Here is a 13888-nt window from a genome sequence, read left to right as displayed (position 1 = left end):
GGGTTGTCGATGCCCCAGTATGCGCCGGCCACCGTCAAGGCGAAGCGGATACCGCCAGGTCATCGGCGAAGAAGGCTTGCACCGGCGCCAGTTCGCGCGTTCGCGGCATCGGCGGAAGGCTGCCCAGGAACAGGCGCCCGTAGCCCTTGCTGGTGAGGCGCGGATCGCACAGCACCAGCACGCCGCGATCGCGTACGTCGCGGATCAGGCGCCCGGCGCCCTGCTTGAGCGCAATCACCGCGCTGGGCACCTGCCAGCCCATGAAGGGATTGATCCCGGCCTGTTCCAGCGCCTCCAGCCGCGCCTGCAACACGGGATCGTCGGGCGAAGCGAACGGCAGCTTGTCGATCACCACCACGCTGAGCGCCTCGCCCGCCACATCCACGCCTTCCCAGAAGCTGGCCGCGCCCAGCAACACACCATGTCCACTGGCACGAAATTCTTCCAGCAGGCGATGGCGCGGTGCACTGCCCTGCACGAACAACGGCCAGGGCACGCGTTCGCGCAGCAACTCGGCGGCGCGACGCAAGGCACGATGCGAGGTGAACAACAGGAAGGCGCGCCCATGCGAGGCGTGCAGCACGGGCAGCACCGCGTCCAGCACGCGATCGGTGTAGTCGCGCGCGGCCGGATCGGGCAAGCCCGCCGGCAGATAGCACAAGGCCTGACGGGTGTAGTCGAAGGGGCTATCCACGTGCAGCGTATGCGGATCGTCCAGGCCGAGCTGGCGCGCAAAGTGGTCGAAACTCCCCGCCACCGACAAAGTAGCCGAGGTATAGATCCACGCCGCCTGCGTCTGTTCGCGCATGGCGCGCAGCGGCGCGGCGAGATCCAGCGGCGTGGCATACAGCGCAAAGCCCCGCGGGAACAATTCGTACCAACGTACATCGCGCTCGCCTTCGCGCTCGGCGATGCGGTCCAGCCGTTCGCTGAGCAGCGCGGCGCGTTCGTGCGCAAGGCTGAAGCCCCGCGAACGATCCGCCTGCGAGGCGAGCACGTCGGTAAAGGCCGCCAACACTTCGCGCAGTTCGTGCACGGCCTCATCGATGGCGGCGCTGGTTTCCAACAGATGATAGGGGCCGCGCTCGGGCAAGGCATCCATCGCCAGGCGCAGCTTGCGGATGGCGTCCTGCACCGCTTCGGCCGGCTCCAACACGAGACTGATGGCGCCGGTAACGCCGTTGCATTCGGTGAGGCTGTCCTGCGCCAGATCGCTGAGCTGACGCGCGCTGATGCTTTGCGAAAAGAACTGCCCCGCCAGTTCGGGAATCTGGTGCGCTTCGTCCAGAACAAAGGCGCTCGCGCCCGGCAGGATCTCGCCAAAACCCTCCTGCTTGAGCGCCAGGTCGGCGAACAGCAGGTGATGGTTGACCACCACGAGATCGGCTTCCTGCGCTTCGCGGCGCGCCTTCACCACGTGGCAGTCGTCGTAGAACGGGCACTCCACACCCAGGCAGTTTTCCGGCGTGGAGGTTACGCGCGGCCACAACGGCGATTCCTCCGGCACCTCGGCCAACTCCATGCGGTCGCCGCGACGCGTACGCGCCGACCATGCGCGTACCGCCGCCAGCTGCGACGCCTGGGCGCGATCGAAGCTGATGCCTTCGCGCACGGTCTGGTCCAGGCGATACAGGCACAGGTAATTGGAACGACCTTTCAGCAGCGCCATTTTCAGGCGCGCCCCCAACACCGAGCTGACACGCGGCAAGTCGCGAAAATACAGCTGATCCTGCAAGGCCTTGGTGCCGGTGGAAACGATCACCCGCTCACCCGAAAGCAGCGCCGGCACCAGGTAGGCGAACGTCTTGCCGGTGCCGGTGCCGGCCTCGGCAATCAAGGTGTCGCGCTCGGCGATGGCGTGCTGCACGGCGCTGGCCATGCTTTGCTGCGCTTCGCGCGGGGCGAAATTGGGTAGCTCGCGGGCAAATGGTCCCTCGGGGCCAAGCAGCGCGGCAACGTCCTCGTGATCGATCATCCGCCAAGTATGGCCGATGCCGGGCCATGCCCGCGAATGGCTTAGACTGGCAGTCTCCCCACCCGGAGCGCCGCCATGTCCTCGCCCGTCACCGGCATCGGCCAGATCGCCATCACCGTGAGCGATGTGGACCGTGCGCTCGCCTTCTATCGGGACATTCTGGAGCTGCCGTTCCTGTTTCGCCCCGCGTTGCAGTTGGCATTCCTCGACTGCGGCGGCATCCGCCTGATGCTCACCACGCCGCAGGGCGCCGGGGCGGTGGGCGGCAACTCGGTGCTGTATCTGAAGGTGCACGACATCGACGCCAGCTATCGCAGCCTGCTCGACCGCGGCGCCGAGGGCGCCCACCAGCCGCGCGTCACCGCCGCGCTATCCGATCACACCTTGTGGCTGGCCTTTCTGCACGATCCGGACGGCAACCTGGTAGCGCTCATGGAGGAACGGCGACGCACGCCACCCAGCACCTCGGCCTGACCCACACCGCAGGCACCATCCGTCGGCACGGCCTCAGCCACGCCGCAAACCGAGGAAAAACGTTGCGACGCATCGCCAACGCCATGTCGCCACGAAGCGTGCCATACGCACGGATGACCGCATCCGCCGCGTGGCGCGTGGCGCAAGTAAAAGTGGCTTGCCGGCTCGCCACGATGACTGCCGTTGCTTTCACGGACCATTGACGAGCACAAGCCAAGGCTGTGCGCAAACCAACAGATATCGTGACCGTCGATGGCGCGGATCGGCGGGTGCTCCGGTGGCACCCAGGATGAAAGACGCGCATCCGTTCGTCTCTCCCTGAGAGCGTCTTCGTGATGTCGCGCACGGCATGGTCATACTCCCGCTTCCGCCCGTACGCTGCGGCCACGCGGCACGCGTTACGGGCCGCCCTTCCGTTCGACGCATGGCGGCACACCGCCCTCCCTTCTTTCTTTCCATGCCGATGCCATGCGCGGCAGACATCGACGCAGGGACACGCCATTCCCTTGCGTGGCCGCGGCGAACGCACCGCTAGCTATCGCAGGCCCTTGCTGTAGCGTTCCAAACACGCCACCAGAGCTACCCTCATGTCGAACCAAGCCACGCTGTACAACGCCATCGACCAGGCCGTGGAAGCGCACCGGACGGTGATCGAGAAGGCCGCCATGGACATCTGGAACCTCTCGGAACTGCCGATGAAGGAATCCCAATCCTCCGCGACGCTGCTGAACCTGCTGGAGCAAAACGGTTTCACCATCACCTCGCGCGCGGCCGCCGGCATTCCCACGGCGTTCGTGGCGGAATACGGCAGCGGCTCGCCCAAGGTCGGCCTGTTGCTCGAATACGACGCACTGCCCAACCTTGGCAACGAAGCGGTGACCGAAAAGAAGCCGCGCGCGGATGGCAACGTCAACGGCCATGGCTGCGGCCACAACCTTATCGGCGCGTCATCGCTCGGTGCGGCCCTGGCACTGAAGCAGGTGATGGCCGCGCAGAAGTTGCCGGGCACGTTGCGCGTCTATGGCTGCGCCGCCGAGGAAACCGAGGGCGCCAAGGTCTACATGGCGCGCGAAAAAATGTTCGCGGATCTCGACGCCTGCTTCCATACCCATCCGTTCAACACCGGCATGGTGGCCAGCATCCGCACCACCGCCACCGATCAGATGCGGGTGGAGTTCCGCGGGGTCACCGCGCACGCCGGCAACACGCCCTGGCTGGGCCGCAGCGCGGTGCATGCGGCGGAGCTGTTCGCGCACGGCATCAACGCCATGCGCGAGCACCTGGAGCCCACCGCGCGCGTGCATTACGTGTACGAAATGGCCGGCGTGGCGCCTAACGTGGTGCCTGACTGTGCGCAGATATGGCTGTACTCGCGCGATTGCGATCGCGAGCATGTGAACAAGACCTCGCAATGGATTCGCCAGATCGCCGAAGGCGCCGCCATGGCGACGCAGACCAAAGCCAACGTCGAACTCTATTTTGGCCTTTACGATCTGATGCCCAACTCGCCCCTGGGCGAATGCGTGCATGCGCACCTGCAACGCGTAGGTATTCCCGACTGGACAGCGCAGGAACAGCAATTTGCGCGCGACCTGCAAACCGCGTTCGGCGTCGAGCCCGCCGGCCTTTCCGCGCAAGTGCAACCGATTCCGCCAGAACCGCGCATGGGTGGCTTTACCGACGTGGGCGACGTGTCGTGGCAAACGCCAACCTCGGGCGTCACCATGGTCACCCTGCCCTTGGGCATTTCCTTGCACACCTTGGTCGCTACCGCTGTGCACGGCATGAGCATCGGTTTGCGCTCGTGCGTGAATACCTCGCGCATTCTTGCCGCCGCCGCGCTGGATGTACTCACCGACGCCTCACTGCGCGAGGCGGCACGCGCGGATTTCCTGCGCCGCACCGAGGGCAAGCCATTCCAGTCGGCGCTGCCGCCCGATCGCAAGCAGCCTTATTCCATGCCGGATTTCCTTATCGCCAACGATGGCGGACGCGAAATGACCGGCTGACGGCGCCCTCATCACCACTCAAGAAACCGGCGAGGCCTTGCGCGTGGCCTCGCCCCATTGCACGTCCGATGGCAGCACGCCTGGCGGAAGGTCTTGAGGAGCACGCCATGAATAATGACTACGCTTACGTCTTTGCCATCTTCTTTCTCACCCTGGGCCCGCTGAAGACCATCCCGGTGTTTCACGCGCTGACGTATGGCAGTAGCCGTTCGTATCGGCTGCACCTGGCGATCCGTTCGTTCGTGATGTCGTTTGCGCTGGTGTTGTTCATCGCCTTCAGCGCAAGCGAGAACCTCAGCAAATGGCATGTGGGCATTGACGCGGTGATGATCGCCGGTGGCCTGATCCTGTTCACCACGGCCCTGCGTTCCATCACCGACCTGGAACTGGTGAGCCTGCCCGAGCGCCCGACCTCGTCCCTGCCCGATGGCGCCAGGCCGCCTTGGACAGGCAAGCCCACCTTGTCGCCGTTGGTGATTCCCACCATCGTGACGCCGGCCGCCGTGGTCGCCATTATTTTCTTTATCGCACGCAGTGCCGGCGATGACGCTTTTCGGCAGGCCGTGCTCGCCACCATCGGCGGCATCATGCTGCTCAACCTTCTGGGCATGCTGGCCGCCAGTGCGATCATGCGGGTAATTGGCGTGCCTATCTTGCAGGTGATCGGCTGGGTGTTTTCGGTGTTGCAGGCGGGCCTGGCGATCCAGGCGATTCTGGAGGCGTGCCGACGCCTGCAGATTATTCCCTGATGGTCCCTCCAGGCGACTGGATGCGCGCCAGGCGAACCTGGCGCGCACCGCCCTAGCGGATCCAGTCCTCCGCACGTTCCACGACCGGGCTCAGGGATGGGAGGTTACCGCGGTGTGGAACGCCCTCGATGGGCTCGAGGGGTTACGTGGTGATACTCAGGAAGAACGCGCGCCGAATCGATACGTCGCCTGCAGGTAATACGCCCGTCCAAACACGTCGAAGTTGGAGGCGTTGTAGGGCGCGCCCGAGGTACCCGGGTAGCTGGTATCGCGCGGCGGCATGGCATCGAACAGGTTGTTCACCTGCAAGCCCAGCTGCAACGCCGGCGTGGGCTGATAGGACACGCTGGCGTTGTAGCGAATCCACGGGGCCAGGCGACCGGCACCGGGATAGTCGTAGCCATTCATGGTGGCCAGGTAGTTGGGGCTTTCGCCAAAGCGGTTCACATAGAGCGTGGCGGCCCAATCGCCCCGCCGCCAGTTGGCCGAGGCATTGGTGCGCGTCTTGAACTCGCTGCTCCAGGTGGGATCACGCAGGCGATCCACCATCGGGTCGCCGGCATACGCCTGGTAGCGATGCTTGAGCATGTCGCTGTAGGACGCGGTCAAGGTGAGGTCGCCCAGCGCGCCCAGGGCAAAGCCGTAGTGGAAATCCGCCACCAGCGCGTCGATGACCCGTCGCGACACGTTGATCTTGCCGCGATAGATCGTGCTGATGGTGCCGAGCGTGCCGTCCTCCGTTACGCTGGCGCCGCGTGTGATCTGGGCCAGCGCGGCCTGGCATGCGGCCGAGGTGATATCGCGTTCGCCAAGACGGCACAGCATCTCCTCGTTGAGCAGATCGTCCGCACTCTGGGTCTGCACCTCGCCGCGCACGTTCCAGTGCAGGTAGTCCACGCTCAGTGCCATGCGCGCCACGGGCGACCACACCACGCCATAACTCCACGCCTTGGCCTGGATCGGTTTGAGGTCCGGGTTGCCTGCCTGCTGGCCGAAGTACTGCGCGTTGCCGTAGCGGCTGGGACAACGATCGATGTTGCTGCCGCGATAGCCCAGCACCGCGCAGTTGTAGTAGTCCACCGCCGAACTGTAGGAGCCGCTCAGGCCCTGGAACTGATCGGACAAGGTGGGCGCCTTGAAGGCCGTGCCGATCTTGCCGCGCAGCAGCAGGGTATCCAGCGGGCGATATTCCGCGCCGAGATTCCAGGTGGCCTTGTCCACATGCGTACCTGCCACCTTGTAGTTGTCGTAGCGCGCGGAGGCGTCCAATGTCAGCGTTTGGAGCACCGGCGCACGCAACTCGGCGGTGCCCGCATAGCGGGAGCGATGCCCCGCGCCCTGCACCGCGGTGGAGCCCCACACGCCGCCGTCGAGCAGGCGTGCATCGGGTCGGTAATCCCAGCCCTGGTTGCCACCTTCCAGCACCACGGCCAATCCGGCGTCACCGCCGGGCAAGGCAAATAGCGCCGGCTGGGTGAGCTGCCCGCGCAGCAGGTTGTCCCAGGTCTTGCTGCGGCTGTTGGTGTGCCCGGTAAAACTCTGGAAATCGGCCACCGACATGGGCGTGTAGAACGCGGCGTAGTTCGGGGCGAAGCTGCGGTAGCCACGGCCACGCGGGTCCGGCCCCAGGTCCGGACCGAGCACGTGCTCTTCAAAGTAGCCGTTGATGGCATCGGCCCAGCGGGCGAAGCCTTGCTGCAACAGATGGTCATCGGAATGGGTGAAGCCCAGGTCGTAATCCCAGGTGCTTTGCCCCAGGCGGCCCTGCGCACCGAGCGTGAGCATGTAGCTGTTTTCGATGTAACGGCTCATGGCATTCTCGTAGCCGCCCATATCCTCGGGCGAGAACGCGCGCTGGACCTGCACGTAGTCCCGCAGGTTGGGATCGTAGAAATAGCCGTACTTGGTGCTGCTGCCCCACCAGGTGTAATTGGAACCGGAGGTGTAACGCGTGTCGTTGTAGTTGTAGAGCAGGTCGCCGTACCACTTCAGCTGCTCGCCCTGGTCGAAGGTGGCATGCGTGTAGAGCTGGGCGTTCTCGCTGCCGTTGGCAAGCGTGCGGTAGCCGGGCGAGTAGAACGAGCCGCAATAGCTGCCGTTGCCGGGCCGCGTCTGCAAGGCCGTGGTGCCCGCGAACTGGCCCGTAACGCGACTGCACGCGCTGCTATCGACCTTATCCACGTTGATGTAGCGACCGGTGGTTCCGCTCACCAGCAGGTAATCGCGGCTGGCCACCGGCGGGCTGGTGCCGTCCTGATTCATGCGCGTGGTGAGCGCCCGCTGGTAGCCCCAGATGGGGTCCACGTTTTCGTACTGCACGCCGCCCATCAGGCTGAACCGACCGCGCTGAAAGCCATCGCTGAAGCTCAAGCGCCGACTGATGCCACCGCCCTCCTGATAGAAGCCGTAGCGCGCATCCAGCGTGGGTGACTCCACGCGCTTCTTCAGGATCACGTTGACCACGCCGGCAATCGCATCCGAACCGTACAGCGACGATTGCGCGCCCGGCAGGATCTCGATGCGATCCACCAGTTGCATGGGGATGCCGGACAAGTTGTTGAACACATCGCGGCCGTTGTAGAGCGCCGGGAAGTTGCCCATCGGGCGGCCATCGATGAGGTACTTGGTAAACCCCGGCGGCATGCCGAACAAGCTCAGGGTCTCCGCGCCCTGGGTGAACGACGCGGAGGTCTGTGAACCCTGCACGCTGCCGCTGGCATAGGACGATTGCTTGAGCGCATCGGCCACCGTGGCAAAGCCGCGCGCCTGCAGCGTGGCAGCATCGATCACCATCAAAGGCGCGGCGGTTTCCACCTGGGTCTGGGGGATCAGCGAGCCCGTTACGGTGACCGCCTCCAGGCGCCGGGCCTCCCCTTGCCTGCTGGCCTGCCCTTCGGTGGGTTCGGTGGTTTCGCCCGCCACCGCCTCCTGCGGAGTGGCCCAGGCGCTGGCCGGCATCGCGGCCAGCGCACCCCCGCTCGCCATCAGCACGCTCCATAGCCAACGCGGCCGTTGCATTGCATCAACCATCATGAATCGGTCTCTCCCTCGTGGTGGCGGCGGCGCGGCATGCGCCACCGCCCGACGCGTCATGCGTCGCGAGGGACAAAACAACCAATTCCTGTAAAACAAGTCAAACCTGCAAAATTACCCGGTAAAATTCCAAGAATGACTTGGCAATTGGGCTGACCAAATCCAGGTTTAACTTGCCTACCAAAGAAACAGCCAACCCCTGCTCCGGCTTTGCCGACCGCCTGCAACAGGCCTGCGACGCCGCTGACATACCGAATGGCCGCAGGCGTCGCGCCGCGGTCGCGACCCGGTTTGGCGTGTCGACGGAATCGGCCCGGCAATGGTTGAACGGGCAGTCCTATCCGGAGATGCCCCGCCTGCTGGAGATCGCCGAGGAGCTGGAGTGCAGCCTGGACTGGCTGATCATGGGCCGCCTGCCCAGCAGCGGCAAGGTGCGCGAACCCGGCGCCGCCTACCAGACGCTCACCAACGAGGAGCGCGCCGTGGTGACCGCCATGCGCCGCTTCAATGCCCGCCGCCGCGCGGCACTGGTGCAACTGCTCAGCGACCCCTGAGCGCCGGGGCGCAGGCCGCCCCGCCCGGAGTGCGCCCGCCTCGCCCCGTTTCGGGCCAGCGCAAGCCGCGCCCATGCCATGCCCGGGCGTTCAGCCCAGCGTCCCTACCCCGCATAGGCCAGCCGTGCAGGCACCGCAAGCTCGACCAGGGTGCCGCCCTGCGCACCGGGACCCACCGAGATCGACGAGGAGATGCGCTTGGCACGCTCCCTCATGCCCCGCAGCCCCCAATGCTCCGGCCGCCCGCCGCTTCGCAGGCATGCCTCGTCAATGCCGCAGCCATCGTCCCTAACCGCCACCTTCAGCGCCTTCGGGCTGAAAACCACGTGCACGTGGATGGAACCGGCCCGGGCGTGACGCGCCGCGTTTCGAATGGCCTCGCGCGCGATATCCACCACATCGGGGAGCACCTCGGCATCGACCTCCCGCAAGGGGCCCTCCACGACGAGACGTATCGCGGCACTCGTTTCGCTGGCGCTCTCCATGATGGCGCCGTTCAAAAGGTCTTCCAGCCCTTCGCCGCTATCACTTTCCCGACGGAGCTGCAGAATGCGATTGCGTCCGTCGACCAGCATGTCGCGGGCATAACGGGCGAAGCTATCCACCTCCTTGCGCTGGCCCTCATCAAGGGTGGGATGGATCGCCCACACCTGCAGTCGCAGCAAGAGCCCCTGCATGGCTTGAAGCAGGGTGTCGTGCAGGTCGCGGGCGATGCGGTCACGCTCGGCGTGGCGCGCACTCAGGCGATCGCGAATGCTTTGCTTGATGTAGCGAAGCCGTGCCACGTAGGCCAGCCAGCCGCCGAGCAGCACGCAGGCCACGATAATCACCTTGAACCACCACGCCTCGTAGAACGCCGGGGCGATATCAAAGGCCAGCGACGTACCTTGCAGGTTCCACACGCCGTCTTCGTTGGCGGCTTGCAACACGAATTCGTAGTGGCCGGGCCCAAGATTGCTATAGACCGCTTCACGCCGGGGGCCCACGTCCTGCCAGGATTGATTGAGCCCCGCCATCTTGTAACGGAAGGCCTGCCGGCGCGGCGATGACGTGCCCAGCACCGTGTAGTTGATGGTCAGGTCACGGGTACGCGCGGGCAGTTTCACGGGTAGCGACGGGGAGTACACCGTATTCCCCGCCACCACCGAGCGGATATACAGCGCGGGCGGCGCCTTGGGGGTGTCGAGCGTCTTGGGGTCGACCCAGCTCAAGCCCGTGGAGCTGGCAAACCACAGGCGGCCATCGCTGCCCTGCACCAGGGAGGGCAGCGGCCGCACCTGCTGCGCGCCACCCGCAACGCCATCATCGTTGCTGAACACGCGGGCGGCGGCCTTATACGCAGGGTCTTTGATGGCACGGTCGATATCGCTCTCTTGAATGTGCACCGCGCCCGCATTGCCATTGATCCATACGGAGCCATCGGCCATGCGAAGCAAGCCGGTGATGCCGGAAAGCACATCCGGTTGCGCCGCGCGGATGCGCCGAAACGATGTCCCGTCGAAAAATGCCAACCCGCGCTCGCCACCGACAAGTACGGGAGGCGTGGTGACCAACGCCGTCGTCGTACCGATATCCAACCCATCCTTGCTGCCAAAGGTGCGCACCTGATCGCCATCGACCAAGCTCAGCAGATTATTGAAGTAACCAAACCATACGCGCCCACGCTCGTCGACCTGGGCGATGGCCGGGGCCAGGTCCGGCAACGAAGCGAGGTTGCCCTTGTCCACCCACCTGTCGCCGATGCGGGCATACACCGGATGGTTGCGATACGAAGCCCACAATCGCCCTTGCCCGTCGCGAACCAGCGCCTGCAGCTTCTCCTCCTTCGCCGAGGCGGGGATGTCTTGGGCCTGGAACGCAGCGCCATCGAACCGCCAAAGTCCCTGCTGAGAACCCAGCAGGGCGGTGCCGTCCAAATCGCGATAGACGGCCGTTACCGGATGGGCGAAATCACCCATCGGCAGCGCATCCCGCCCACCAATACGCCACCATCGATCGACGTAGGCATTGGAAGCGCTGCCCATCCAAAGGCCGCCCGCCGAGTCCGGCAGCATGGCGAAATACAGCACGGGCGATGGAAAGTGAACCGCCGTGAATGGGCGCGGGGTGAAACGCTCCAGGCCCGCCTTGGTACCAAACCAAACGTTGCCGTCGCGATCCTCCATGCCGGTCATCGGCGGTGCCAATCCATCGCCAGGGCCAAAACTATCGGCCACCATGTCCTCTTTATGGATCGGGCCTTGCCTATCCAGGCCGCCCGCCTGGCGGCAGATCGCATCGATGTCGCCACATGTCACCGTCCAGATCGTGTTCTGGCGGTCGACAAAACTCGCCTTGCTGGCGTTCATCGGCGCGAACCGATGCAACCCGAGATCCGCGGCGCGGCGCAGCACGGAAATCCCCTCTTTGGACGTCCGCCGCCAGAGATCGCCGTGGGGACTGAAGATCAGGTTGGTGCCCGCCCACTTTCGCGACTCCGCCAGGACAAAACGACCGCGCTCCATCGACCAGACGTAGAGACCATCGGGCGCGGCCGCCCATAGCTGGCCGCCAAAGCTCGCCCATTCGTAATCCGGATCGGGGCTCAGGCCAATGAAGGACGCCTCGCGCGGCACCCAGTGATCGTCATCCAGGGCGAAATACTTGCCATCCTCGACGACAACCATCGGCCCGGAAGGAAGCTCGAAGATGTCATCGATGGCCAGCCCCGGCGGAAGCCCCTTGCTGAGCACCTTTCCTTGCGGCGCTCCGTTGCGCCAAACCGCGAGGGCGCCACACGCGTAGACCACCCAAAGATCGCCTTTTTCGCTGACATAGAGCGCGGTGACCGAACGAGGTGACGGGTCGCCTGCCGGAAGCAGGTCGAACGCTTCGAAATTGACGCCGTCAAAGCGATACAAGCCCGAAGGCGTCGCAAGCCACAGCCAACCATCCGGCGTTTGCGCAATGCCCCAAATGTTGGCCGGCGCACCGTCCTGCTGCCGAAAGGAGGTATGCCAATAATCCTTGATCGACGCCGGTACGGGGCGGTCTAGCGGGGCAGCGATGGAAGCACAGGACACCGCCGTCAAAAGGAACGCTGTCGTCAAAACGAACAGGCATCGCCAGCAGTTGGCAACGTTGATCACCGCAGTTCCCCCATGCTCAACGGGACAGCCTAACAAAGCCCACCCAAGGGGAACACCCATCGGCCGCATGCATTCAACCATCACCATCGCCCCAGTCGCAGGGGCGCGCGCACCCCGCTGCGGCCTGGTCCCACAGGCGATATTCTGGAAAGGCCCGCTTCCATCGAAAGCGGACGATGTCCTATGGAGGCAGAGTGAACGGAAACGAATGGCTGAATGACGCACTGATTGCCCACGGGATGGTGAACTGCGTCGTGAGCTTGCTGATCGCACGTAATCAAGGCTTGTCGCCGCGCCAAAAATTTGGGCAAATCCTGGTGGTATGGCTGGTTCCGATCTTCGGTAGCTTGCTGATTGGTATTTTCCTTTGGACGCAGAGCCGTTCGGCACCACCCACTGGCTATCCATCCGAGCCTCATCGCGGTCCAGCAGGAATGGGAGCGGCGTCTAACCAGGGCCCCTTCCCTCCGTCGCCGGGGCCATGAATGATGGAAGCATCCCCTTTCCACCCCGCAGCAGACGCAACCACCGACATGAGCATGGGTATTTCCAGCGACGCAAATAGCCGCCCGATATCGCCCAACGAAGTAGCCGTGCTTGCACGCGCACTCCACATCGGCCTCGCAAGTACACCCTCGCCCACCGCCATGGCGTCGCTAGCCCGAGCGAGTCGCTAGCCCGAGCGATCTGCTTCACGATGCTTCTTGCTAGCGCGACATGCGTCGCGACTGACCGAGGAGAGGATGCGGGCGCTAGAGATGGCTGATCAGCGTTCCGGCAGGGTCTGAACAATGCGCTGGTGTTGATCACCCTGCTGCCGTTGCCCGATCCGGACACCTCCGAAAGGTCAGCAATGGGTCGGAAGCCGACCTTACCGGCGATGCCGCCAATCCAGTAGCAACTTTCCTGACAGAACAACTGCTGCTAGTGCGGCAAAGACACCATGGTCTTGAAAATGATTCGGTCCCCTGACGGCAGTAACGGTCGCTGCAACGGCGCAACCCAGCGCAACTACCATTAGCCCGTAACTCGATCCCTTCATGAACTCCCTCCTTGTGCATGATGAATGCTGCTCGCAATGGTCCTCTGCGACCCAGATTGTGGTCCGTTTCGGGTCGAAGGCAGACATTTACTTCTCCTGTTTCTAGGCCGTTGTGTGCCAGACGTAGTGAACAAACGAGTCCGGGGCGCACAAGACGATCTCCCAGCGGTCAGGCCCATCCTCCAGAACATAGGTGGGCCACGAACAACTATCGGGCAACGCAACGCCAGCAAATCGCTTCAAGTAGCCCCGGACCAAGCCGTAGCCGAGCTCATCGCCAAATGCCATGACATCACCTAGAAGCGGTCTTTCACCAGCGACGGACTCTAAGCGGGCTGACATAAAACGCTCAACGTCAGGGAATGGAAAATTGCCCCGTTCCGCGACAGCAATCTCCAGATGTTCCTCCGTAGAAGGATCATCAAACTCGAATTGATCGACCTCAATCGTTCGCATGTCGCCCCCTATCGCCCCGTTCGGCCCTGGCATCCTGCCCGATACCACCCCAGTTCGACCATGCTTTCCTGACTTCCCAAAGGCGTCCGCTTCGGGTTGCGACTTCAGCCGGTCAACGCAACACACTATAGACGCGCGAGCGGAAGGAGTGTTGCATGGCACCCAGACTTCGGCGGCACATTACGGATAGCGAGAAGACCCAGTTGTGGGAGCGATGGCAGCAAGGGGAGTCGCTGCACCAGATCGCCCGATGGTTGGGCCGTAGGCATTCCTCGATACGCCGAGTAATTGCCCAAGCCGGCGGCATTCGGCCGGCGCCAAAGCGCCGCTCACCGCGTGCCTGACCTGCGTACGAACTTTGTGTCCAATCAGGCAGTGAGTTCAGCGGGGATGATATCGGGTTGGGACCAGTTTCGCCGGATGGTGGCCGGCGGCTTATAGCCATGCGAGCTGTGCGGTCGCTGCTCG

General features: G+C 64.2%; 9 protein-coding genes. 5 read left to right on the top strand and 4 right to left on the bottom strand.

Going from position 1 to position 13888, the window contains the following annotated elements; translation table 11 throughout:
- Positions 1-34: 34 nt before the first annotated feature.
- The gene (locus tag JHD67_RS07670; RefSeq protein WP_199098583.1) at positions 35-1975 is read right to left on the bottom strand and encodes an ATP-dependent DNA helicase; all 1941 of its coding nucleotides are present in this window, start codon (positions 1973-1975) and stop codon (positions 35-37) included.
- A gap of 75 nt (positions 1976-2050) precedes the next feature.
- Here JHD67_RS07670 and JHD67_RS07665 point away from each other — a divergent pair, with 75 nt between their 5' ends.
- From JHD67_RS07665 to JHD67_RS07655, 3 genes are all read left to right on the top strand, one after another.
- Positions 2051-2449: a VOC family protein gene (locus JHD67_RS07665; protein ID WP_199098582.1), complete on the top strand. Its 399-nt coding sequence runs from the start codon at positions 2051-2053 to the stop codon at positions 2447-2449.
- A 587-nt stretch (positions 2450-3036) separates the two neighbouring features.
- On the top strand, positions 3037-4458 hold the full coding sequence (locus JHD67_RS07660) for an amidohydrolase (protein ID WP_199098581.1): 1422 nt from the start codon (positions 3037-3039) through the stop codon (positions 4456-4458).
- A gap of 107 nt (positions 4459-4565) precedes the next feature.
- Positions 4566-5207, top strand: a complete 642-nt coding sequence (locus JHD67_RS07655) for a MarC family protein (protein WP_199098580.1) — start codon at positions 4566-4568, stop codon at positions 5205-5207.
- Positions 5208-5363: 156 nt separating this feature from the next.
- Here JHD67_RS07655 and JHD67_RS07650 read toward each other — a convergent pair whose 3' ends face one another.
- The gene (locus JHD67_RS07650; RefSeq protein WP_233171720.1) at positions 5364-8240 is read right to left on the bottom strand and encodes a TonB-dependent receptor; all 2877 of its coding nucleotides are present in this window, start codon (positions 8238-8240) and stop codon (positions 5364-5366) included.
- A 173-nt stretch (positions 8241-8413) separates the two neighbouring features.
- On the opposite strand from JHD67_RS07650, the gene JHD67_RS07645 reads away from it, so the two are divergent.
- Positions 8414-8794 carry a helix-turn-helix transcriptional regulator gene (locus tag JHD67_RS07645; protein WP_199098579.1) on the top strand — a complete coding sequence of 127 codons (381 nt, stop codon included), beginning with the start codon at positions 8414-8416 and terminating at the stop codon, positions 8792-8794.
- A gap of 104 nt (positions 8795-8898) precedes the next feature.
- Here JHD67_RS07645 and JHD67_RS22870 read toward each other — a convergent pair whose 3' ends face one another.
- Together JHD67_RS22870 and JHD67_RS07630 are read right to left on the bottom strand one after the other, a co-directional pair.
- Positions 8899-11922 carry a sensor histidine kinase gene (locus JHD67_RS22870; protein ID WP_199098578.1) on the bottom strand — a complete coding sequence of 1008 codons (3024 nt, stop codon included), beginning with the start codon at positions 11920-11922 and terminating at the stop codon, positions 8899-8901.
- Positions 11923-13066: 1144 nt separating this feature from the next.
- The gene (locus JHD67_RS07630; RefSeq protein ID WP_199098576.1) at positions 13067-13420 is read right to left on the bottom strand and encodes a hypothetical protein; all 354 of its coding nucleotides are present in this window, start codon (positions 13418-13420) and stop codon (positions 13067-13069) included.
- 155 nt (positions 13421-13575) lie between these two features.
- Between JHD67_RS07630 and JHD67_RS07625 the strand changes: the two genes are divergently transcribed.
- Entirely contained in the window at positions 13576-13764 is a 189-nt protein-coding gene (locus JHD67_RS07625) for a helix-turn-helix domain-containing protein (protein ID WP_199098575.1), read from the top strand.
- Positions 13765-13888: the final 124 nt, after the last annotated feature.

Source organism: Dyella sp. ASV21, from assembly GCF_016428975.1.
Classification (GTDB): Bacteria; Pseudomonadota; Gammaproteobacteria; order Xanthomonadales; family Rhodanobacteraceae; genus Dyella.
This window is presented reverse-complemented; position numbering and strand designations above follow the sequence as displayed.

Bases quoted from the DNA above. Each gene is read 5' to 3' on its own strand.
- JHD67_RS07670 (WP_199098583.1), bottom strand. From the start codon at position 1,975: ATGATCGATCACGAGGACGTTGCCGCGCTGCTTGGCCCCGAGGGACCA.
- JHD67_RS07665 (WP_199098582.1), top strand. From the start codon at position 2,051: ATGTCCTCGCCCGTCACCGGCATCGGCCAGATCGCCATCACCGTGAGC.
- JHD67_RS07660 (WP_199098581.1), top strand. From the start codon at position 3,037: ATGTCGAACCAAGCCACGCTGTACAACGCCATCGACCAGGCCGTGGAA.
- JHD67_RS07655 (WP_199098580.1), top strand. From the start codon at position 4,566: ATGAATAATGACTACGCTTACGTCTTTGCCATCTTCTTTCTCACCCTG.
- JHD67_RS07650 (WP_233171720.1), bottom strand. From the start codon at position 8,240: ATGATGGTTGATGCAATGCAACGGCCGCGTTGGCTATGGAGCGTGCTG.
- JHD67_RS07630 (WP_199098576.1), bottom strand. From the start codon at position 13,420: ATGCGAACGATTGAGGTCGATCAATTCGAGTTTGATGATCCTTCTACG.
- JHD67_RS07625 (WP_199098575.1), top strand. From the start codon at position 13,576: ATGGCACCCAGACTTCGGCGGCACATTACGGATAGCGAGAAGACCCAG.